Below are 20,725 nucleotides of genomic sequence, written 5' to 3' on the forward strand. Positions count from 1 at the left end.
TAGTAGTAGTGGTCGTTCATAGCTCTAAATGATCAGAGCTTGGCAATAAGCAATTTCTCACCTTCGAGCCAGCATTGCACAGACTGGCCCTCAAGGTCCTTTGGGATTTGTTCAAACACGCGGTAGTGGCCGGCGATGGCCACCAGCTCCGCGCGAAAATCGGACACGTAGATGCGGGCCTTGGTATCGCCCTGTGCACCAGCCATGGCGCGCCCGCGTAGGCCGCCGTAGATATGGATGCTGCCGTCGGCGATCACTTCGGCGCCGTTGGCGACGGCACCGGTGATGACCAGGTCGCGGTCGCGTGCGTAGATCTGCTGGCCCGAACGCACCGTGCCGTCGTGGTACTGCGCGCCCAGCGAGTTGCCCGGGGCGGCGTCGAAGAGGATCGGCTCGCTCCTCGGAGCCGGTGCAGGTGCCGGCTCGGCGGGCGCTGGCGGGGCGATGCTGCCGCCGCTGGCCGGCTCATACGCCGCGCGGAACTTGGCGATCAGCGGCAAGCCCATGCGGCGCGACAGTGCTTCGGTCTCGCTGGTGCCATAGGCCAGGCCTACCGGCAGCATGCCCGCACTGCGCACAGCTTCCAGCAAGGCATCGACCGTGCCGTCGTCGGGCAGATCGAGCAAGTGGCTCAGGTCCAGCACCACGGCGGCGCGAGAGAACAGTTGCGGTGCCGCACGGACGCGGCGTTCCAGCTCTTCGGCCAGCGCAGCGGCGTCGACACGGCGTACGCGTACGCAGGCAATTCCGACCTGGCCGAAGCGCAGGTCGCAGGCATCAGTGGTATCCATGCGGGCATTCACGGGCGACCCTCCCCGGCGAGGCGACGCTGGGGAGAGTCATGGTTGAAGGGGCGCGGGCGCTCGGCCAGCCACGGCACGTCGGGCAGGCCGCCGTGGTCGAGGTAGGTTTCGCGCACGTAGGCGTAGCTGGGCAGGTCCTTGGCCAGCAGGCTGACCTGCGGGCCGCTTTCGCCCATGCGCTGCTGGCCCACTTCCTGGAAGCCGTAGGTGCCGTGGAACAGCACGACCACGTCGTCACGGGGCTCGAGGAGTACTTCGCAGGTGAGTAGCGGCACGCGTACCTCGGCGTAGCTGTTCACGTCGCAATAGAAGATGCGGCCCAGGCCGTGGCGACGGTAGGCGTTGGCGATCACGATGCGGTCGATGTAGACAAACTGCGGGTAGTGCTTGCTGAACCAGCGGTAGTTGGGGCTTTCGTAATCACTGCCTTCGCGCATGGCGATCAGGAAGCCTGCGAGGTGGTCGTCGATTTCAGCGACACGGAAGTAGTCGGCGTGCTCGTAGAAATAGCGCAGCTGTACGGCGTCCAGGGCGAGGATGGTGCGGCCGGCGGCGTTGTTGAGCGCCAGTACGGCATCCAGGTCGTGCTCGCGCACGTCGCGGATGGCAAGGGCCATTCGTTGCTCCGCAGTAAGTGTTTCGAAGGAATAAGACCGACTGACGGCCCCGCGTGTGGGGCGCATTATGGCATGCGTCCGAGGTCCGCACATATCACGGCGCACCATGTAAAAGCTTTGTAAAGCCCCTGATGGCATGGCTTCTGGCAGGGGTGGAGCAATGACTTCTCGCGCATTGCACCACGGTGGCGGGAGCCTATGATGGCGACATGCCCTGGCCTTACTTCGATCATCGGCGCGTGTTGCGCTATACCGGCCTGTTCACCTACTTCTGCGTGGGTGTGCCGCTGCTGCAGACCAGTTGGGGGCTGGCCCAGGTCAATACGTGGTGGAGCCAGAGTCCGGCCATCCTGTGGTGGGCGGTCAGCTATCTGCTGTTTGGCGCGAGTTATCTGCTGCTGACTGCGCGGCTTGATTCCGGCCTGCGAGCGGCCAAGCTGGTGGGGCTGGTCGTGCTGACATGCTCCGCCATTGCGGTGGGCTGGTTCAGCCAGAGCGGCTTGTCGGCCATGTTGATGATGGTGATAGCCGTGGTGCTGCCATGGCAGTTGCCGATCGTACCGGGGCTTTTCTGGATGCTGGGGCAGCACCTGCTGTTGATTCCGCTCATTGCCAACTATCAGGGCTGGAGCTGGACGCAGGCGGTCATGCAGGACTGCATATATATGGGCTTGTCCGCGCTGGCCTTCTTCACCTCGGCCATCGCCAGCCAGCAGGTGGAGGAGCGCGAGGTCCAGCGCCGACTGAATTCCGAGTTGCGGGCCACCCGCGCGCTGCTGGCCGAGTCCACCCGCATCGCAGAGCGCATGCGCATTGCGCGCGACCTGCACGATCTGATCGGGCACCATCTCACGGCTCTCAGCCTCAACCTGGAAGTCGCCAGTCACCTCAGCAATCCGTCGGCCGCCGAACACGTGCGCAAGGCGCAGGCCACGGCCAAGCACCTGCTATCGGATGTGCGTGAGGTGGTCAGCGAACTGCGTCAGGACGACGCCATCGATTTGACCCAGGCGCTGAGCAGCCTGATCGAGGGCGTCCCCGGCTTGAACGTGCATGTGGAGACCCCGCCGCGGTTCAGCGTGGAAGATCCACGCCGGGCCCAGGTTCTGCTGCGTTGCGCGCAAGAGATCATTACCAATACCGCACGTCACGCGGGCGCCCGTCATTTATGGCTGAGCTTCACCTATGACGAAGCGAACCTGCTGGGCTTGCATGCGCGCGACGATGGTCGCGGGGCGGCACAGTTCAAGCCCGGGAATGGTCTTTCGGGGATGCGGGAACGCCTGGCGGAATTTGGCGGCACCCTGACCGTGGATGCCAGCGTGGAGCAGGGGTTCGCGCTTAGCGTAAGGCTGCCGTTGGGCGAGGAACCTGCGCTCGCACATACGCCGCCGCGCTTCGAGCCCCCAGCGCTCAGCGTGTCATAGCTTGTTGCTTATGCCGCCCACCGCCGCCGTGCCAGAATGCGCGGGCTTGGATAGCCGCATCGTTTCCCCTGTTGTCCCCGGTCATGGCGCTGTGAACCACAATCGCTTCGAGGATCCGCGATGATTTCCGTTTGTCTTGTCGACGACCAGAACCTTGTACGCCAGGGCGTCCGCTCCCTGTTGGATCTGGCTGAAGACATTCGTGTAGTGGCCGAATGCGCGGATGGCGCGCAGGCGGTGCAGGACATTCCCCGGGTCAAGCCCGACGTGGTGCTGCTGGATCTGCGCATGCCAAACATGAGCGGGCTGGAAGTGCTGCAGACGCTGTCGGCGCGCAACGAACTGCCGCCGACCGTCATCCTCACCACGTTTGACGATGACCAACTGGTGCTGCAGGGCCTGAAGGCCGGTGCTCGCGGCTACCTGCTCAAGGACGTATCGCTGGAACAGCTGGTGGAAGCCGTGCGCACGGTGGCTGCCGGTGGCTCGCTGGTGGCGCCGATGGTCACCCAGCGCCTGCTGGCCGGGGTGGGGCGCATGCAGAACCAGTTCACCAGCCTGGAGCAGCCGGACCCGCTGACCGAGCGCGAGACCGAGATCCTGCGCCTGTTGTCGGGTGGTTACAGCAATAAGGAGATCGCCAACTCCTTGAAAGTGGCCGAGGGCACGGTCAAGAACCACGTCTCCAATATTCTCTCCAAGCTTGGCGTGCGCGACCGTACCCGGGCCGTGCTCAAGGCGCTGGAGCTGGGTATCGTTTAAGTCCGAGAGCAGGGGCGAAAGCCCCTGCCAGGGGGCTTTTCGGACGTCGCCACGGCCCGATAGCGTTCCAGCCCGCGAACCGGTACCATCGGTGGCTTCGGCGCTGGCCGACCCCTGTCACGATGCGATTCCTTCGGGCGTTTTCCCGTGATGGGCTGGTCTCCGGCGACGCCTTCGTGCCGCCTAGAGAGATGTTCGGAGAGCCTTGGAATGATGCGTGTTCTTGAATTCATTGTTGCCCTGGCCATCGTCGCCGTACTCGGCGTCGTGGTGGGCGTGATCATGCCTGGCAGTGGCCATGTGGAGAGGTCGCTGGTAGTCGGCAAGGACATGCGTCAGGTATACGACGTAATCGCCAATTTTCGTCGCCTCCCCGATTACTCGGTGCAGCGCAAGTTTGACCGCAATACCCAGTTCACCTTCTCCGGCAAGGCTTATGGCCCCGGCGCCGAAGTGAGCTGGAGCAGCAATGACGAGAAAGTGGGCAAGGGCAAACTGACCCTGGCCACCGCCGAGCCGGATTTCGAGAAGATCGATCCGACCGCCAAAGAAGCCAAGGTCGTGTGGAACGTCGACAACGACTGGCGCGGTCAGGACAAGCACTTCACGCTCGACCTCGAGCGTCAGGGCAGCCGCGGTCAGCTGACCAAGATCACCTGGTCGTATGACGTCGCCTATGGCTTCAACCTGATCGACCGTTACTCCAATCTGTACATTCACGGTGAGCCGGATGCCTTCATCCAGTTCAGTCTGAACGACCTGCAGAACGTGCTGGCTTCGGTGCAGAACATCGACTACAGCAAGCTGATCCCGTACATCGAGCAAGCCCAGCCGACGCCGGTGCTGCTGGTGTCGACCTCGATCGAGCGTAAGGGTGGCCTTGAAGCCTTGAACGACGCCACGGCCAAGGTCGAAAGCGAGATTCAGGCCGCTGCCAAGAAGCTCGGTGTGAACGTGGTAGGTCCGCGCATCATCTACACCACCAATTACGGCGACCAGACCTACACCTTCGATGTGGCCCTGCCGATTAGCGCGACCAGCCTGACCATCGGTGGACAGAGCCACGAACTGGTTGCCGCCAAGGCACCGGATCTGAACGCTCCGGCCAGCAGCAGCTCGTCTGCCGACGCCGCTAACGCTGGCGACAGCACTGCTCCGGGCAGCAACGACCGCTTCGGCCGCTTGATCGTCGACGGCGACGTGCGCGGCATGCTGGCGTTCGGCGGCTCGGCACTGAAGGGTATCTGGAACGGTACCGCCGCCGGCGTGCCGCAGACCCGCGACATGCTCAAGGCCTACGCCCAGACTCACGGCTACAAGTTCGATGACGTGGTCAACCGCTTCTACGACATCGAAGTGAAGCCGGAAGTGAAGAAGGGCGACGAAATCACCAGCTACGCCCAGTACGCGGTGTATCTGCCGATCACCGACGCCCCGGAAAAGACTCCGGAGCAGGAAGCTGGCCTGCCGCCGCCGACCCTGGACGACGGCACCGGACAGCAGGCTCCGGCCGCTGCCGGTTCCGCTGCCGCGCCGGCTACTCCGGCCGGCGCCGGCAAGTAAGCCAGCGTCCACAGCGAGTTCGAGAGGGCCCTTCCATCGCGAAGGGCCTTTTCATTTGTTGGAGCCCACCTTCCGGACCAAGTGCGGGGCAGGCTCTATGGGTGATCGCCGTGCTAATTACGCTTCGTAGGTTCTTCACTCGGGCCATCCCTGGTCCTCGCCCTACGGGCGGCTTACGCCGTGCAAACCGGCAGTCCTGCCGGTTTGTCGCGCACGGGGTGCGCTCCTGCAGAGGGCTTGGGTTACATTGCTGCGCAGTTAAAGCGCTTGTCGTTCGCGCTCCCTGGTTCCAACGCCGCTCCATCGCGCCCGCCATCCTGCTCTACCGGACATGATCGAAACCGAACAGCTCACCTGTCGCTACGGCGCACTTACTGCAGTGGATGCGCTCAGCTTTCGCGCCGAGCCGGGCCAGGTGCTTGGGCTGCTGGGGCCGAACGGTGCCGGCAAATCCACCGCCATGCGCATGATTGCCGGCTTCCTTGCACCTACCGCCGGCACGGCGCGCGTGTGTGGCCACGATGTACGCAAGGAGCCGCTGAAGGCCAAGCGCGCGCTCGGCTATCTGCCAGAGGGCGCGCCAAGTTATGGCGAGCTGACCGTGCGTGAGTTCCTAACCTTCGTGGTGCGCATGCGCGGGCTGCGAGCCGACCGGGGCTTTCAGCGCTTCGAGGCGGTCGTGAGTCGTCTACAGTTGGAAGAGGTGCTCGATATCGGTATCGACACGCTCTCCAAGGGGCTGCGTCGCCGCGTCGGGCTGGCGCAGGCGATCTTGCACGATCCGCCGGTGCTGATGCTGGACGAGCCCACCGACGGTCTCGACCCCAATCAGAAACATACGGTGCGCCAGCTGATCGACGCGATGGCACGCGAGCGCACCATCCTGATTTCCACCCATCTGCTGGAAGAAGTGCACGCGTTATGCAATCGCGTGGTGATCATTTCCAACGGCCGCCTGCTGGCCGATGCCACACCGGCCGAACTGGAGGGGCGTTCGCGCTATCACGGCGCGGTATCGTTCAGCGCGCCGGGCAGCGGCGTGTCGCAGGAAATGTTGGGGCGTTTGCCGCAGGTCGCTTCCATCGAGGTTGACCCGCTCGATGGCCGCATCACCGTATTTCCGCGCTCGGGCGAACGCATCCTCGAACCGGTGGAAACGCTATTGCGCCAGCAGGGGTTGGAAGTGTCGGAGATCCAGCTCGAGCGCGGCCGGCTCGACGAAGTGTTCCGCCAGATCACCACAGGGACGGAGGGCGGGGCGTGAGTCCGATATCGGCGGTGACGCGGCGCGAGCTGCGCAGTTTCTTCGTGACGCCGGTGGCGTACGTGTTTCTGGTGATCTTCCTGGTGCTCGCCGGGATTCTCACCTTCTATGCCGGCGATTTCTATGATCGCGGCCAGGCCGATCTGCAGCCGTTTTTCGCGATGCACCCGTGGCTGTATCTGCTGCTGGTACCAGCGGTGTCGATGCGTATGTGGGCGGAGGAAATCAAAGGCGGCACGCTGGAGTTGCTGCTGAGCCTGCCGCTCACACTGGCGCAGGCGATGCTCGGCAAATTCCTCGCCGCTTGGCTGTTCATCGGGATGGCGCTTCTGCTGACCTTCCCGATCTGGATCACGGTGAATTACCTGGGTTCGCCGGACAACGGCGTGATCCTCGCTGGCTATCTGGGTAGCTGGTTGATGGCTGGCGCCTTCCTTGCCATCGGCGCCTGCCTGTCCGCGGTGACGCAAAGCCAAGTGGTGGCCTTCATCCTGACCATGGTGGTGTGCTTCCTGCTCATCCTGGCCGGCCAGCCGCAGGTGATGGACTTCCTGCAGGGTTCGCTGCCGCGCAGACTGCTCAATGGCCTGGCGCACTTGAGCATGCTGCGCCATTTCGAGGCGATCGCCCGCGGCGTGCTCGACCTGCGCGACTTGCTGTATTTCGTACTAAGCATTGCAGCCTGGCTGGCCGCGGGTGTGTTGGTGCTCGACCTGAAACGGACACCCTGATCCATGGCCCGTCTGCACTTCAGTCGCCGTACCCGTTTGGCCAGTGCACTGGTGTTGCTGGTGATCGCCTTCGTCTCCGTCACGCTGGCCACCAGTCGCTGGATGCGCGTGGCGCGCTTCGATCTCACCTCGGACCGGCTCTACACGCTGACCCCCGGCACCGTGGATATCGTGGAGAAGCTGCACGCGCCGTTGAAACTCACCCTGTATTTCTCCGAACACTCCACACGCGATCTGCCGCAGCTGCGCAGCTATGAGCAGCGCGTGCGAGAACTGCTGCAGGAGATGGTGGCGCGCGCGCACGGTCGCCTGCGACTGCAGGTGGTGGACCCTGTGCCGTACTCGGACGACGAAGCCGCGGCGGAGGGTAACGGCCTGAGTCCGATCAGCGGCGGTACCAATGGCGAACGGGTGTTCTTCGGGCTGGTGGGCAGTACCTTGCCGGCCGCGTCGGACGCCGAGACCGACAGCGACCTCCATCCCGGCGGCAAGACGCTGGCGATACCGTTGTTCGATCCGAGTCGCGAAACCTTCCTCGAATACGACATCGCCAAGCTGCTGTACGAATTGAACGAGCCGGCCAAGCCGCACATCGGCTTGATCAGCAGCCTGCCTGTGCAGGGTAATCCGGTGATCGGTGAGGAGCCGTGGGCGGTGATTCGCCAGCTGGGCCAGTTGTTCGAAGTGAAGGCGCTGGATCCGGTCAAACTCAAGCGCGTCGGCGACGACATCCAGGTGCTGCTACTGATCCATCCCAAGCGGTTGTCGGACGATGCGCTCTACGCCGTCGACCAATACGTGTTGCGCGGCGGACACCTGGTGGTGTTCGTCGACCCCGACGCGGAGCTGGACACCGCACCCTTCGTCGACAGCAACGGCGTGATCGACGATCACAACTCCGATCTGCACCGTCTGTTCGAAGCTTGGGGTGTGCAGTACGACCCGCAAAAAGTGGTGTTGGACCGGTCGCGTGCGCTGCGCATCGAGTTGGCCGACAACAGCGCCACCAATCATCCGGCCATGCTCGGCCTGGCCGGGCAGGAGCTCAACCACAATGATGTGGTCACAGCCAGCCTGCAGCGCATCAATCTGTCCAGCGTGGGCTATTTCGATCTGGCACCCAAGGCCACCTCGCGCCTGGTTCCGCTGCTGCAGAGCACGACGGATGCCGAAGTGGTGCCGGCGCAGCGAGTGCGCGAATCCACCAGCGATCCGAACGCGCTGCTCGATGGCTATAAGCCGGACAACAACCGCTATGTGATTGCGGCGCGGGTGCGTGGCGCCTTCCCATCGGCATTCCCCGAGTTGGCAAAGCATGCCGGTCATCTGGCGCGTGCAGCCGATAACGCTGAAGTGATCCTGGTGGCGGATACCGATCTGTTGTCCGACCGCCTGTGGGTGTCATATGCGCAAAGCCTGCTGGGGCCGTTGCAGCTCAGCGCATTGGCGAATAACGGCGATTTCGTCACCAACCTTGCAGACAATCTCAGCGGCTCCTCGGCCCTGCTGTCGATCCATGGCCGCAGCAGTTCGCAGCGTCCGTTCACCCGCGTGTTGGCGTTGCAGAGCGCGGCCGACCAGAAGTTCCTGGCCAAGAAGCAGGAACTGCAACGCGAGCTGGTGGTGACCCGCAGCCGCCTGTCCGAACTGCAGCCGGGCAAGGCCGCGCGTGGCGACGCGGTCAGTGCCGAGCAGAAGAGCGAGATCGAGCAGTTCCTGCAGCGCCAGCTGGCCATCAACAAGGAGCTGCGCGACGTGCAGCACCAGTTGAACGCGGAGATCGATGCGCTCGGCATGCGCCTGAAGTTCATCAATATCGTGCTGGTGCCGGCCCTGATCACGCTGGTTGGCCTGGTCTACGGCTGGCGACGTTCACGACGCAACCGCAGACGGCCATGAGTGCGGCGGCAATCTGTCGCAACCCACGCTATCCGGCGGGTGCATGCGAAGGGCTATGCTTGATGGCTGCCGGTCGGTCCCGGCCCGGATGTGATCGATGATGTCGAGCGTGCTCAAGTGGATGGTGCCCTGGGAGTTCTCCTGGGTCTTCCTGCTGACCTTCGTGACCGTCGCCGTGCTGTACGTGCGCGGTTGCCGGCGGGCGCAGGTGAGTGCGGGTCGGCGGCTGGCCTTCTGGGTTGGCATGGCGATCGTCTACCTGTCGCTGCACACCTATTTTGATTACTACGCCGAGCATGAGTTCTTCATGCATCGCATCCAGCAGGTGCTGCTGCATCACCTCGCGCCGCTGCTGATCATCGCTTCTTACCCGGGCGGGGTGTTGCGCGCCGGCTTGCCGCTGTGGTGGCGCGTGCATGTGCTGCGTCCGCTGCTGCGTTCCTGGCCGTGGCGTGTGGTGAGCGCGGTGCTGCTCAATCCTGCGGTGGCGACGATCCTGTTCGTCGCCTTCATCATCGTCTGGTTGATTCCATCGATGCAGACGCTGGCGATGCTGGACTGGCGCATCTACCGCTTCATGAACTGGTCGATGATAGTGAGTGGCCTGATCTACTGGTGGCTGGTGCTGGACCATCGGCCGCATCCGCCGGGGCGCATGACGGCAGGCATGCGCGTGCTGTCGCCGGGCATCACCATGAGCCCGCAGATTCTCGCCGGCGCCATCGTCACATTCTCCAAGAGCGATCTCTATCCGATCTTCGAGATTTGCGGTCGCGCGTTCACCTTCAACGTGCTCACTGGCCAGCTGGTAGGCGGCGTGATCATGTGGGTGCCGGCGGCGATCATCGAATCCATCGGCGGCCTGCTGGCCATGCGGCAATGGGTGCGGCTGTCGCGCAGCGGGCGCATCAAGTCGAAACGGTGGGAGGCGCAGCGCGCCGCTCAATTGGCTGCGGCACGAGTAAGTCCAGCGCAGGATTGAGAGGGGTGGCCCTTAGTGCCCTTGGTGATCCATCGTGTCATTGCCATCCACGGTATTGGCCGGGCGGGCATCGAAGTCCGTGAGCAGCGTGCTGCCATCGGCGAATCGCAGGCTGAGCTTCACCTTGTCGCCGACCTTCACCGGCTTGGTCGCCTTCATCAGCATCAGGTGGTAGCCACCCGGTGAAAGCATGGCCTTGCCATGGGCGGGGATCGACAAGCTGTCCACCATTTCCATGCGGCCCATACCGCCCTCGGTGTTGCTCTTATGCAGCATCACTTCGGCATAGGTCTCGCTGCTCACACTGCGCAGGTTGACCGCCTGAGCGCCATGGTTTTCCAGCGTGACATAACCGCCCGCAGGCAAGCTGCCGGGCATCACGCGAATCCATGCCTGCGATGCTTTCACGTGATCGGCATCGCTGGCGATCGCGCCGCCTGCAAGCAACAGGCCCGAGAGCAGCAAAGGAAGGCAGCGCAAATTCATGGCTTAGCTCCGAGGCCGAGCAACAGGTGCAGATCGTGGACGAGGTCGTCCTGAGGATTGGCCGGCGTCGACAACAGGCGGGCTTTGCCCTCCCGATCGAACAGATAGATGGCCGAGCTGTGGCTGACCTCGTACTGGCCGTCGCTCTTGTCAGCTTCGCGGGTGTAAGCGGAGCGATAACGCTTGCTCAGCGCCTCAATGGCGCGTGGTTCGCCAGAGAGGCCCACAGCGCGCGGGTCGAAGGCGTTGACATAGGCGTGCATCACATCGGGGGTATCGCGCGCCGGATCGACGCTGACGAACAGGATGCGCGCATCGTCAGCCAGCGGCCCCAGACGCTGCATCACCACGTGCAACTGGGCGAGGGTCAGCGGACATACGTCGGGGCAATGGGTGTAGCCGAAATACAGCAACACCACCTTGCCGCGATAGTCGGCACCGGTCACCGCCTTGCCTTTGTCGTCGGTGAGCTTGAAGTCCAGGTCCGGCATATGGCCGGTGACATTGGTCAATCGCCACGGTGCTGATTCGTCACGATGGCAGGCGGCGAGCAGCACCGTGCTGGCGAGCATGGCCAGCAGGAGCAAGGCGCGGGCGAGGCGGGGCTTCATGCGAGAATCTCGATCGATCATTTCGCCAGCATACGACACCGGCCCTGCCGCAGGCCCGAGGAGCCGCTACCGATGCGACAACCTGTCCGCCTTTTTTCCGGTTTGCTGGTGGGCTTGGCCGGTGCCAGCGCGGTGGCGCTGGGTGCGTTCGGCGCGCACGCTCTGCGCGATGTGTTGGACGCTCGTGGCAGCGAGTTGTGGCACACCGCGGTGAATTACCACTTCTGGCATGCCCTGGCGCTGGCATGCACCAGTTTCGCCGCCACTGGACGCTGGCGTCACGTCGGCATGGCGGCTTTCGCGCTGGGCATCGTGCTTTTCAGCGGCAGCCTTTACGCGCTGGCGCTGGGCGCACCGCGCTGGTGGGGTGCGATAACGCCGCTGGGCGGGTTGGCTTTTATCGTCGGCTGGATGGCGTTGGGTTTTGGGCTGGCCCGGCGCAACGCATGAGCTAGGCCTGTCCCAGTGCTAGCGGGGAGGCGACATGCAGCATGAGATCTGCACAGAAATGCGCCAGCATCGCGTGCTCTAGACCGAGTTTCCAAAATAACCCGCCGAACACCAGGCCGACCAGGGCGTTGAGCATGATGTTCTGGCAGATCGCGAATGATGTATGGGGCGTGCCGCTGGCGAATGCAGCCGGCAGATGAGACGCGCCGAACAGCAGGGCGGCGAGCACGATAGCGGCGATGAACATCCACGGCCTTGCCTGCCGCCGCCGGGTCCAGGCCAACAGCCATACCAGCAAACTGACCAGCCCTAACCGGCATACGATTTCCTCGACGGTGCCGCCATAGAGCGAAGCCAGGGCGCCGCGCCAGGCTTGTCCAACGGCGTCGAAGGCAAGCGGTGTTGGACTGGGCTGCATCAACTTAATGCCAATCACCGCTGTCCCGGCCAGAACGCCCAGCACCGCCGCCAACACCCAGTGTGGCCGCCGCGTGGGCATGGGTTGCCGGTAGACCAGCGCGCGCAGCCAGGGGGCATCGAGTCCATGTCGACCGCCTAGATAAAGGCCCAGCCAGGCGAGCAGCCAGCACAGCACGCCAGCTTGCACGACCTGGGCCGCCACGAGCTTCCACAGTGGTACCGGCAGCGTCGCGAACCACGTGGGCATCAATGTGAGTAGATATGGAAAGACCGCGAGCGCGGCCAGCGTGGAGGCCGCGCCAAGCCACAGTGCAAGCTTGAGGTGAGGGCCGCGTACGACAGATTCGGTCGAATCGGACATGGCGGCGACTCAGTGATGGGGCTTGATGTTGAAACCGGCGATCTTGCCGTCGGCGCTGCAGGCCACCTGTGAGTCGACCATGCTTTGACCATAGTGCAGGGCGGTCAGCACGACGGTGTGGTCGCCGAGCTGACTGGACTGAGCCGTCTCGCGTGCACCGCGCTCGCCAAATTGCTGGGGAATGGCCTGCCATACCTGGGACAGCGTGTCGGGGCTGAGCTTGGCTTTCATGGTCGGATCGAAATCAGCAGTCGCGCCGGCATAGTCACCGCGATCCAATGCATCAAGCAGATGTGTCGACAGTGTTTCGCACGGTGTTTCGGCGTGCGCGGTGACGGCAAATGCGGCCAAGGTCATGCAAGCGATCAGTCCAAGCGGTTTCATGGATGACTCCCCCTGAGTGGTTGGGTTATGGGTTTTCGTCGTCGTCGACGGGGTCGCTCGGGCGGGGTTTGAGCCGCCCGCCCTTGCGCAACGCGTCGCGCAACACGTATTCGATCTGAGCATTGACGCTGCGCAGGTCGTCGTCAGCCCAGCGCTGCATCGCCTCCAGCACGGCGGCGCTGATGCGCAGCGGATAAGCTTTTTTTTCGGCGGGCACGCGTGAGCCGCTCAGCCGCCGTAGAGCGTGCCGGCGTTGACCACCGGTTGGGTGGCACGGTCACCGCACAGCACCACCAACAAGTTGCTGACCATCGCGGCCTTGCGCTCTTCATCCAGTTCGACCACGCCTTGCTGGCGCAGGCGGTCCAAGGCCATCGCGACCATGCCAACCGCGCCTTCCACGATGCGTTCGCGCGCGGCCATGATGGCGCTGGCCTGCTGGCGTTGCAGCATGACCTGGGCGATTTCCTGTGCGTAGGCGAGGTGGCTGATGCGCGCTTCGACGACGCTGACGCCGGCTTTTTCCAGCCGCGCCTGAATCTCGTCGCGCAAGTGGTTGTTGATCACTTCGCCGTGGCTGCGCAGCGAGGGTTTGCCGTCGTCATGAGCGTCGTAAGGGTAGCTCTGCGCCATCTGGCGCAGCGCCGATTCGCTCTGGATGTGGACGAAGTTCTCGTAGTCGTCCACGCAGAACACAGCCTCGGCGGTATCCACCACTTGCCACACCACTACCGCGGCGATCTCGATCGGGTTGCCGTCGCTGTCATTGACTTTGAGCTTGCCGCTCTCGAAGTTGCGCACGCGCAGCGAAACACGGCGCCTGCTGTAGAAAGGGTTGGTCCAGCGCAGGCCTTCTTCGCGCACGGTGCCGGCGTACTTGCCGAACAACTGCACCACCTGGCCTTCGTTCGGTGCGACCTGGAAGAAACCTTTCTGCAAGAAAGCGGTGAACACCAGCGTCACCGCGCCGCCCATGAATCGCAGGGCGGATAACTCATGGGCGGCGGCGGTGAGCAACAACGCGACACCGCAGCCTGCCAGCACCAGGCACACCGCGATGAAAGGAATACCTGCAACGGAAAAGCCTTGACGTTCGTTCATGGTGATACCTCCCTAAGATGGGATTATTTGATATCACAATGATATCTAAACGCAAGTGCCTGGGGCCGACTCATCCCCCTCGACCACCGCCCGCGTTGCCGGTCGGAGCCGCGATCGGCATGGTCGGAGTCGTGCCCATGAACTCCCAGGACGGCATGACTTCCTCGATTTGCATGGCGCTGAACAGGTCGGTGGCGGCGAAAAAGTGCCATGGATCGCCATCGCCAGTGTCCAGCGCGATGTGCGTGCTGTCGAAATGGTGCAGCGCTGCGTCGTAGCTTTGCCAGCGCCCGTCGATCCACGCCTGCACCCAGGCGTGCGGCAGGAACACCCGGGATGCGTCGGCGTAGCGGTCGGCATAGACCATGCCGGTGACCACTCGGGCTGGAATGCCCTCGGCACGCGCCATCGCGGCGAGCAGTACCGAGTATTCGGTGCAGTCACCTTGACGGGTGCTCACAACTTCCAGCGCCGAGGCGTAGCCGACGTCCAACCCGTGCTGGGTGATGTACTGGCTCACGAAGCTGCGCAGGCGGCGCATCTTCTGGCGATCGCTGCTGGCGTTGCCGATGGCTTTCGCGGCGAGATCGCGGATGGCGGGTGCATCCGATTGCAGCCAGGCGTTCGCCTGCAGGTCCTCCGGTTGTGGCGGCGCCTGGCCACCGGAGTAGGCGGGACCGATGTCGATCTGCCATTCCTTGTCGCCCAGACGCCGCACGCGCTGCTCATCGGTATTGATGAGCGGCTGTGCGCTGCTGCTCTGGATGCGCACCCGATAACGCAGGAAAGTCTCGCGCAGGTCCGGGGTAAGCGGGCGCGGCGATGCCACCATGGCCGCGTGGAACATATCCACATCCTGCACTGGCGCCATGGCGCAGGCCTGGCTGCAGGCGAGCATTTCCAGTTGCTGGCCAAGCATCGATATGACGCCCTTGCGTGCCTGGCCACGCTCGTCCAGCCACAGATCCATCACCTGGTCGCCGCGCAGCTGATGCAGGCGCTGGCGCTGGTGGTTCAGTATCTCCGTGCTACCCGGGAGTGCCACCGACTCGTTGCCGATCACCTCCACCGCCACATCCATCGCCTGCTGGCTGGCCGGGTCGAACATCTGCAATGGGTAGTGCAAACCCGGCTGGTGGCTGGCTTCGAGCATGGCCCGCCGCTGCCCGTCGTTGAGCAAGGCGCCACTTGGCCAGATCAGGGAGCTTTGCCGCGTCGCGCCGCCCACGGTGATGGTGACCTTGTAGCTCCCATCCGGCTGGCGCTGACCGTCGATCACGCTGTCCATGGATGACATGGAGGTGCGCGAAGCGAAGCCCAGTGGCTGCCCGTCGGTGGTTTCCACGCTACGGATCATGTTGCTCAAGGGAATGCTCTTTCCGCTACGGTTGAGCATGATCGATAGCGTCTGGGTGGTGGTCACCACGCCCTGGCCATGTTCCCGGTCGATCTGCAGATGACCGATCTTGCGGCCGCCGAGCAGCACGCTCATCCAGGTCGTCTCGACGGTGGGCGCGGCCGTATCAGCCATGACCCATGGGGCAGAGCACAACAACAGCACCAGCAAAAGCGTGGCGGTCGGTCGGCGCATTGCAGTTCCCTGGGGATGGGACGAGCACAGTGGATGCCGACTCAAGGCCGGCGTCAATGCGCAGCGCAGCGAGATTTCGCCTTGGACCCGGCGATCCCCCAAACGACCCGCTTACAATGCCCCCTTTTTCCGCCCCCGGAGACCTTGATGAAGCCGTTTGGCACGCCCCATTCCGATCATGCCCTGCGCGTGCTCCTGCTCGGCTCCGGCGAGCTCGGCAAGGAGGTCGCGATCGAGCTGCAGCGCTATGCGGTGGAGGTCATCGCGGTCGATCGCTACGCCCACGCGCCGGCCATGCAGGTAGCGCACCGCAGCCATGTGATTGACATGCTGGACGGCGCCGCGCTGCGCGCGCTGATCGCGCAGGAGCGTCCCGACCTGGTGGTGCCGGAGATTGAGGCCATCCACACGCCGACCCTGGTGGAGCTGGAGAAGGAAGGCCTGAAAGTGATCCCGACCGCGCGTGCCGCGTGGCTTACCATGGATCGCGAAGGCATCCGCCGGCTGGCGGCGGAGGAGCTGGGTCTGCCCACGTCGCCCTACCGATTCTGCGACGACGAGGCGCAATACCACGAGGCCGCAACCACGATCGGCCTGCCGTTCGTGATCAAGCCGGCGATGAGTTCTTCCGGCAAGGGCCAGAGCGTGGTGCGCACAACGGATGAGCTTCAGCACGCCTGGGACTATGCGCAGTCTGGCGGACGCGCCGGCAAGGGGCGGGTGATCGTCGAAGGCTTCGTCGATTTCGATTACGAGATCACCCTGCTTACCGTGCGACACAAAGACGGCACCAGTTTTTGCGCACCGATCGGCCATCGCCAGGAAGACGGCGACTACCGCGAGTCCTGGCAGCCGCAACCGATGAGCGACAAGGCGCTGGCCGAAGCGCAGCGCCAGGCGGCGGCCATCACTGATGCGCTGGGTGGCTGGGGCGTGTTCGGTGTCGAATTCTTCGTGAAGGGCGACAGCGTGATCTTCTCCGAGGTCAGCCCACGTCCACATGACACCGGTCTGGTCACCCTGGTTTCTCAGGATCTGTCCGAATTCGCGCTGCATGCGCGGGCGATTCTCGGCCTGCCGATACCGGCGATCCGCCAGCTCGGGCCTTCGGCCTCCTGTGCCGTGCTGGTTGAGGGTGACGGTGATGCGCCGCGCTATCACGGCGTGGCCGAAGCGCTGGCCGAACCCGACACGCAACTGCGCATCTTCGGCAAGCCTGCCGTCAAAGGCCGCCGGCGCATGGCGGTGACGCTGGCTCGCGATGAGAGCATCGGGGCGGCTAAAGCGAAGGCCGTGCGTGCGGCAGGAAAGTTGCGCGTGGATCTCTAAACGATGTGGTCGGTTATGCGAGCATGACCGGCAACATCATCCAACCCACGACGCGGCCCCAGGTCGCGTCTCTAGGCAGGGAGCAATATGGAAACCTCGGCTTTTGCACATTGGCTGGTCGTGCTGGTGGAAACGTTCGCGGCATTGTTCATGGTGCTGCTTGCCGTGGCCGTGATGGTAGTGCTGGTGCTGTGGCTGGTGGATCGCAACCAGACAGCCAACTCGGTGCTGCGCAACTTTCCCGTCATCGGCCACTTCCGCTACTGGTTCTTGCACCTGGGCGAATTCTTCCGCCAGTACCTGTATTCCAGCGATCGCGAGGAAATGCCGTTCAACCGTGCGCAGCGCACCTGGGTCTATCGCGCGGCCAAGAACGTGGACAACACCAACGCCTTCGGTTCCAGCCGCGACCTGCGTGCGGAGGGCGTGCCTTTCTTCGTGAACGCGCCGTTCCCTGCGCTAGACGAGCAGCACGTGACGCCCCGGCCGGTGACCTTGGGGCCATATGCGCGTGAGCCGTACAGTCACGCTGCGTTCTTCAATATTTCCGCGATGAGCTTTGGCGCGTTGTCTGCCCCGGCGGTGCGTGCGCTTTCCATCGGTGCGGCCAAGGCGGGCATCTGGATGGATACGGGTGAGGGCGGACTTGCGCCGTATCACCTCGAAGGCGGCTGCGACATCATCTTCGAAATCGGCACCGCCAAATACGGCGTGCGCACACCCGACGGCAAGCTCGACGACCAGAAGTTGCTGGCCATCTGCGCGCACAAGCAGGTGAAGATGGTCAGTATCAAGCTGGGGCAGGGCGCCAAGCCCGGCATGGGCGGTCTGCTGCCAGGTGCCAAGGTGACGCCTGAAATCGCCGCTATCCGAGGCATCCCGGTGGGCGAGGATTCGCAAAGTCCCAACCGCCATCACGACATTGGCAGCGTGAAAGAGCTGATGGATGCGATTCGCCACATCCGCGACCTCACCGGTAAGCCGACCGGCTTCAAGGCGGTGATGGGCGGGTTGGAGTGGATCGGCGAGCTGTGCGACGAAGTGCATCGCCGCGGCATCGAAAGCGCGCCGGACTTCATCATCGTCGATGGTTCCGAAGGCGGCACCGGCGCGGCGCCGCAAACCCTGATGGAAGGCGTCGGCCTGCCGCTGCGCGAGTCTCTGCCGGCGCTGGTGAATACGCTGATTAGCCATGGATTGCGCGACCGCATCAAGGTCATCTGCTCAGGCAAGTGCATCACCGCGTATGACGTGGCGTGGGCGCTGTCGATGGGGGCGGATTTCGTCAACTCCGCGCGCGGCTTCATGCTGGCGCTGGGCTGCATCCAGTCCCTGCAATGCAACCGCAATAGCTGCCCCACCGGCATCACCACGCAGAACATCAAGTTGCAGCGCGGCCTGGTCGTCACCGACAAGAGCGAGCGCGTCTACCACTACGCGAAAAACGTGATGCAGGAAGTGGGCATCATCGCGCACAGCTGCGGCGTGGAAGAGCCCCGCCAACTCAACCGCACGCATTGTCGTGTGATGGGCCTCGACGGTGTCTCGCTGCCGCTGGTGAAGTTGTTCCCGTATCCGGAAGAAGCGAGGAGTGAGTAAGGAGGAGTGAGAAACGAGTGAGAGCGCGCCAAGGCTTTCGCAAACCGTCGACGTGAACCTCTTACTTCTCTCCCCTCACTTCTCACGCTCCTGCATATCCACCCACCCGTCGGTGGTGCGGATCTGCAGGGGCTGGAAGCGGCGCTTGTAGTCCATCTTGGGATGGCCTTCGATCCAGAAACCCAGGTAGATCCAGGGTAGGCCGCGGCGGCGGGCCAGCTCGACCTGCTGGAGGATGGCGAAGGTGCCCAGGCCGCGCGCGGTCTCGTCCGGATCGAAGAAGGTGTAGACCGCCGACACGCCGTGCAGGCAGATGTCGGTGACAGCGACACCGAGCAGGCGGGAGCCGAGGCGGAACTCCAGGAACAGCGTGGGGCTCCAGGGCGCGGTCAGGAAGCGCCGGAAGTCGCTGGCGTCGGCTTCGTCCATGCCGCCGCCGGGATGGCGCTGGCGCAGGTAGCTCTCGTACAGCGCATGCCGCTCGGCGTTGTAGCCGGCCATGGATTCAACGATCTCTAGATCGGCGTTGCGCTTAAGGCAACGGCGCTGCGAGCGGTCAGGCTGGAACCGCGCTGCGTCGATGCGGCAGGGCGTGCAGGCGCGGCAATGGCTGCAATAGGGGAAGTAGAGGTGGCCACCGGCACGGCGGAAGCCTCGTTCCAGGGCCGGGCCGTACAGTTGGTCTAGCTGCGGCGCGGCCGGATCGATCACCAAATTCTGCGCCGTGCGGTCCGCAAAATAGCCGCAAGCGTGAGGCAGGGTTTGGAAAAGGCGGACGCGGTCGGAGCGCATGTGCTGATTCTATGTCCGACGCGGCTTACTGTGACAAGAGTCTCAGTTTTCCGGCGTGGGCTATAGCACTCCGAGATAGCGCAGCATCAGGACCACAAAGGCGCCGGCCACGGCCAGCATCACGATGCGGCGCGCACGCGTGGCCACGCTTTGGCGCCGCAGCTCCGGGGTGGGGTTGCGTGCCAGGGCCAGCTCCTCGCCGTGACGTATCACCGGCTCAATGCCGATTTCGCGCAACAGGATACGGGCCTGGGTGTAGTCGTCGGCCTTGGTGACCCAGACCTGCGGCCAGCGGTCGCGGTTTTCCTTGCGCTGCGAGTAGCTGAAGCGCTCGTAGCTCGGCTTGTTCCAGTTGGAACGGTTGGCAACCGTGCATTCGATGCCGTGCTCGCCGAGCAGGGCAACCACACGGTCGATGTTTTCAGGGCGGGGAGAGGTATAGAGCTGGCGCATGCCGGCAGTTTACCGCCGCTGGAACCGACCGTCTCAGTTGCGCAGACGGATCAGGCCTTCCTGCGCGGTCGAGGCCACCAACCGCCCATCGCGACTGAAGATCTGGCCGCGGGCCAGACCGCGAGAGCCCTGTGCGGTGGGACTGTCGAACGAGTACAGCAGCCACTCATCCACACGGAACGGGCGGTGGAACCACAGCGCATGGTCCAGACTCGCCATCTGGACGTTGTGCGTGTAGTAGGAGATGCCATGCGGCAAGGTGGCGGTGCCGATCAGGTTGAAGTCCGAGGCGTAAGCCAGCAGGGCGCGATGCAGCACCGGCGAGTCCTCCACTGGCGCGGTCAGCCGGAACCAGATGTGCTGGTAAGGCGGGCGCTTGCTCGGATGCAGCTTGTTCTGCGGCCACACGTGGCGGAATTCGATCGGCGCATCCACGCCCAGCCAGCGCTGCAGCTTCTCCGGCAGCTTGGCCAGCTTTTCCGGCGGTAGCGGCTGCATCGGTTCGATGTCTTCCGGCGCCGGCACTTCCGGCATCGCGATCTGGTGCTCGAAACCGGACTCCGGCACCTGAAACGAGATCGAGCCATTGAGGATCGGCTGGCCGTGCTGGATCGCTACCACCCGGCGTGAGGAAAAGGTGCCACCGTCACGCGTGCGCTCCACGCTATAGACGATCGGCGCGTTGATATCGCCGGCGCGCAGGAAATAGGCATGCAGCGAGTGCGCCTCGCGCAACGGTTCCACCGTCTGCTGGGCGGCCGACAGCGCCTGGCCGAGCACCTGCCCGCCGAACACGAAATGCGTGCCGATATCGCGGCTCTGGCCGCGAAACAGGTTGTCTTCCAGGCGTTCGAGCTGCAGCAGGTCGACCAATTCGCGGACGTGGTTTTCCGTCATGGGGTGAGGCTCGGTGTAGCGTTGCGATGGGCCGCGAGTATAGCCGGCCTCGGATATTTCACCCTTAGAGCCTGTTCAAAGTCTCCGCGTAGCCCGCGTTGATCCACAGAGCGCGCCATGCGGCGATGCGCGGCTTGGCCTGACAGTCAGTCAGGCGCTGCGCCACGCCCCACCACCTGGCGCGCTCTGTGGATCAACGCGGG

At 63.9% G+C, this 20,725-nt stretch carries 22 protein-coding genes; 10 read left to right on the top strand and 12 right to left on the bottom strand.

Translation table 11 applies throughout. The annotated features are described in order from the left end of the window. Nucleotides 1-32: 32 nt before the first annotated feature. Nucleotides 33-791 carry a septum site-determining protein MinC gene (minC, locus tag OUZ45_RS08190; RefSeq protein WP_425601675.1) on the bottom strand — a complete coding sequence of 253 codons (759 nt, stop codon included), beginning with the start codon at nt 789-791 and terminating at the stop codon, nt 33-35. Between the two features lie 8 nt (nt 792-799). Then, nucleotides 800-1,420 (bottom strand): GNAT family N-acetyltransferase, encoded by a 621-nt coding sequence (locus tag OUZ45_RS08195; protein ID WP_266169441.1) that lies wholly within the window; start codon nt 1,418-1,420, stop codon nt 800-802. Nucleotides 1,421-1,629: 209 nt separating this feature from the next. On the opposite strand from OUZ45_RS08195, the gene OUZ45_RS08200 reads away from it, so the two are divergent. The 7 genes from OUZ45_RS08200 to OUZ45_RS08230 all read left to right on the top strand — a co-directional run bounded on the left by OUZ45_RS08200 (nt 1,630) and on the right by OUZ45_RS08230 (nt 10,048). Continuing rightward, complete coding sequence (locus OUZ45_RS08200) at nt 1,630-2,847, top strand: sensor histidine kinase (RefSeq protein WP_266169442.1); 1,218 nt, start codon at nt 1,630-1,632, stop codon at nt 2,845-2,847. A gap of 120 nt (nt 2,848-2,967) precedes the next feature. Next, the gene (locus tag OUZ45_RS08205; protein WP_266169443.1) at nt 2,968-3,609 is read left to right on the top strand and encodes a response regulator; all 642 of its coding nucleotides are present in this window, start codon (nt 2,968-2,970) and stop codon (nt 3,607-3,609) included. Nucleotides 3,610-3,819: 210 nt separating this feature from the next. After that, nucleotides 3,820-5,172 (top strand): SRPBCC family protein, encoded by a 1,353-nt coding sequence (locus tag OUZ45_RS08210; protein ID WP_266169444.1) that lies wholly within the window; start codon nt 3,820-3,822, stop codon nt 5,170-5,172. 331 nt (nt 5,173-5,503) lie between these two features. After that, nucleotides 5,504-6,436 carry an ABC transporter ATP-binding protein gene (locus tag OUZ45_RS08215; RefSeq protein ID WP_266169445.1) on the top strand — a complete coding sequence of 311 codons (933 nt, stop codon included), beginning with the start codon at nt 5,504-5,506 and terminating at the stop codon, nt 6,434-6,436. Continuing rightward, nucleotides 6,433-7,167, top strand: coding sequence for an ABC transporter permease subunit (locus OUZ45_RS08220; RefSeq protein WP_266169446.1), 735 nt, complete (start codon nt 6,433-6,435; stop codon nt 7,165-7,167). The genes OUZ45_RS08215 and OUZ45_RS08220 overlap by 4 nt, the downstream gene beginning before the upstream one ends. A gap of 3 nt (nt 7,168-7,170) precedes the next feature. Beyond that, nucleotides 7,171-9,066: a GldG family protein gene (locus OUZ45_RS08225; RefSeq protein ID WP_266169447.1), complete on the top strand. Its 1,896-nt coding sequence runs from the start codon at nt 7,171-7,173 to the stop codon at nt 9,064-9,066. A 97-nt stretch (nt 9,067-9,163) separates the two neighbouring features. After that, nucleotides 9,164-10,048: a cytochrome c oxidase assembly protein gene (locus tag OUZ45_RS08230; RefSeq protein WP_266169448.1), complete on the top strand. Its 885-nt coding sequence runs from the start codon at nt 9,164-9,166 to the stop codon at nt 10,046-10,048. 12 nt (nt 10,049-10,060) lie between these two features. Here the strand turns inward: OUZ45_RS08230 and OUZ45_RS08235 are convergent, their stop codons facing one another. Next, entirely contained in the window at nt 10,061-10,534 is a 474-nt protein-coding gene (locus tag OUZ45_RS08235; protein ID WP_266169449.1) for a copper chaperone PCu(A)C, read from the bottom strand. Beyond that, nucleotides 10,531-11,145 carry an SCO family protein gene (locus tag OUZ45_RS08240; RefSeq protein WP_266169450.1) on the bottom strand — a complete coding sequence of 205 codons (615 nt, stop codon included), beginning with the start codon at nt 11,143-11,145 and terminating at the stop codon, nt 10,531-10,533. Before OUZ45_RS08240 ends, OUZ45_RS08235 begins: the two co-directional genes overlap by 4 nt. Before the next feature lie 72 nt (nt 11,146-11,217). On the opposite strand from OUZ45_RS08240, the gene OUZ45_RS08245 reads away from it, so the two are divergent. Next, nucleotides 11,218-11,595, top strand: coding sequence for a DUF423 domain-containing protein (locus OUZ45_RS08245; protein ID WP_266169451.1), 378 nt, complete (start codon nt 11,218-11,220; stop codon nt 11,593-11,595). A 1-nt stretch (nt 11,596) separates the two neighbouring features. On the opposite strand, the gene OUZ45_RS08250 is transcribed toward OUZ45_RS08245, so the two are convergent. From OUZ45_RS08250 to OUZ45_RS08270, 5 genes are all read right to left on the bottom strand, one after another. Next, the gene (locus OUZ45_RS08250) at nt 11,597-12,376 is read right to left on the bottom strand and encodes a CPBP family glutamic-type intramembrane protease (RefSeq protein WP_266169452.1); all 780 of its coding nucleotides are present in this window, start codon (nt 12,374-12,376) and stop codon (nt 11,597-11,599) included. A gap of 9 nt (nt 12,377-12,385) precedes the next feature. After that, nucleotides 12,386-12,760: a DUF3887 domain-containing protein gene (locus OUZ45_RS08255; RefSeq protein ID WP_266169453.1), complete on the bottom strand. Its 375-nt coding sequence runs from the start codon at nt 12,758-12,760 to the stop codon at nt 12,386-12,388. Nucleotides 12,761-12,785: 25 nt separating this feature from the next. Continuing rightward, nucleotides 12,786-12,977, bottom strand: a complete 192-nt coding sequence (locus OUZ45_RS08260; protein WP_266169454.1) for a type II toxin-antitoxin system antitoxin — start codon at nt 12,975-12,977, stop codon at nt 12,786-12,788. A gap of 11 nt (nt 12,978-12,988) precedes the next feature. Next, complete coding sequence (locus tag OUZ45_RS08265) at nt 12,989-13,861, bottom strand: SPFH domain-containing protein (RefSeq protein WP_266169455.1); 873 nt, start codon at nt 13,859-13,861, stop codon at nt 12,989-12,991. A 70-nt stretch (nt 13,862-13,931) separates the two neighbouring features. Beyond that, nucleotides 13,932-15,452, bottom strand: coding sequence for a transglutaminase-like domain-containing protein (locus OUZ45_RS08270; protein ID WP_266169456.1), 1,521 nt, complete (start codon nt 15,450-15,452; stop codon nt 13,932-13,934). A gap of 147 nt (nt 15,453-15,599) precedes the next feature. On the opposite strand from OUZ45_RS08270, the gene purT reads away from it, so the two are divergent. Together purT and OUZ45_RS08280 are read left to right on the top strand one after the other, a co-directional pair. Further along, nucleotides 15,600-16,781, top strand: coding sequence for a formate-dependent phosphoribosylglycinamide formyltransferase (purT, locus tag OUZ45_RS08275; protein WP_266169457.1), 1,182 nt, complete (start codon nt 15,600-15,602; stop codon nt 16,779-16,781). 87 nt (nt 16,782-16,868) lie between these two features. Next, entirely contained in the window at nt 16,869-18,380 is a 1,512-nt protein-coding gene (locus tag OUZ45_RS08280) for an FMN-binding glutamate synthase family protein (protein ID WP_266169458.1), read from the top strand. Between the two features lie 75 nt (nt 18,381-18,455). Here OUZ45_RS08280 and OUZ45_RS08285 read toward each other — a convergent pair whose 3' ends face one another. From OUZ45_RS08285 to tesB, 3 genes are read right to left on the bottom strand one after another with little or no spacing between them, the layout of a single operon-like run. After that, on the bottom strand, nt 18,456-19,172 hold the full coding sequence (locus tag OUZ45_RS08285; protein WP_266169459.1) for an arginyltransferase: 717 nt from the start codon (nt 19,170-19,172) through the stop codon (nt 18,456-18,458). 60 nt (nt 19,173-19,232) lie between these two features. Further along, a complete protein-coding gene (locus OUZ45_RS08290; protein WP_266169460.1) occupies nt 19,233-19,625 on the bottom strand; it encodes a putative signal transducing protein in 393 nt (130 codons plus the stop codon). Nucleotides 19,626-19,658: 33 nt separating this feature from the next. After that, nucleotides 19,659-20,522 carry an acyl-CoA thioesterase II gene (gene tesB / locus OUZ45_RS08295; protein WP_266169461.1) on the bottom strand — a complete coding sequence of 288 codons (864 nt, stop codon included), beginning with the start codon at nt 20,520-20,522 and terminating at the stop codon, nt 19,659-19,661. Between the last annotated feature and the right edge of the window lie 203 nt (nt 20,523-20,725).

This window comes from Dyella subtropica, from assembly GCF_026283965.1.
Classification (GTDB): Bacteria; Pseudomonadota; Gammaproteobacteria; order Xanthomonadales; family Rhodanobacteraceae; genus Dyella_D; species Dyella_D subtropica.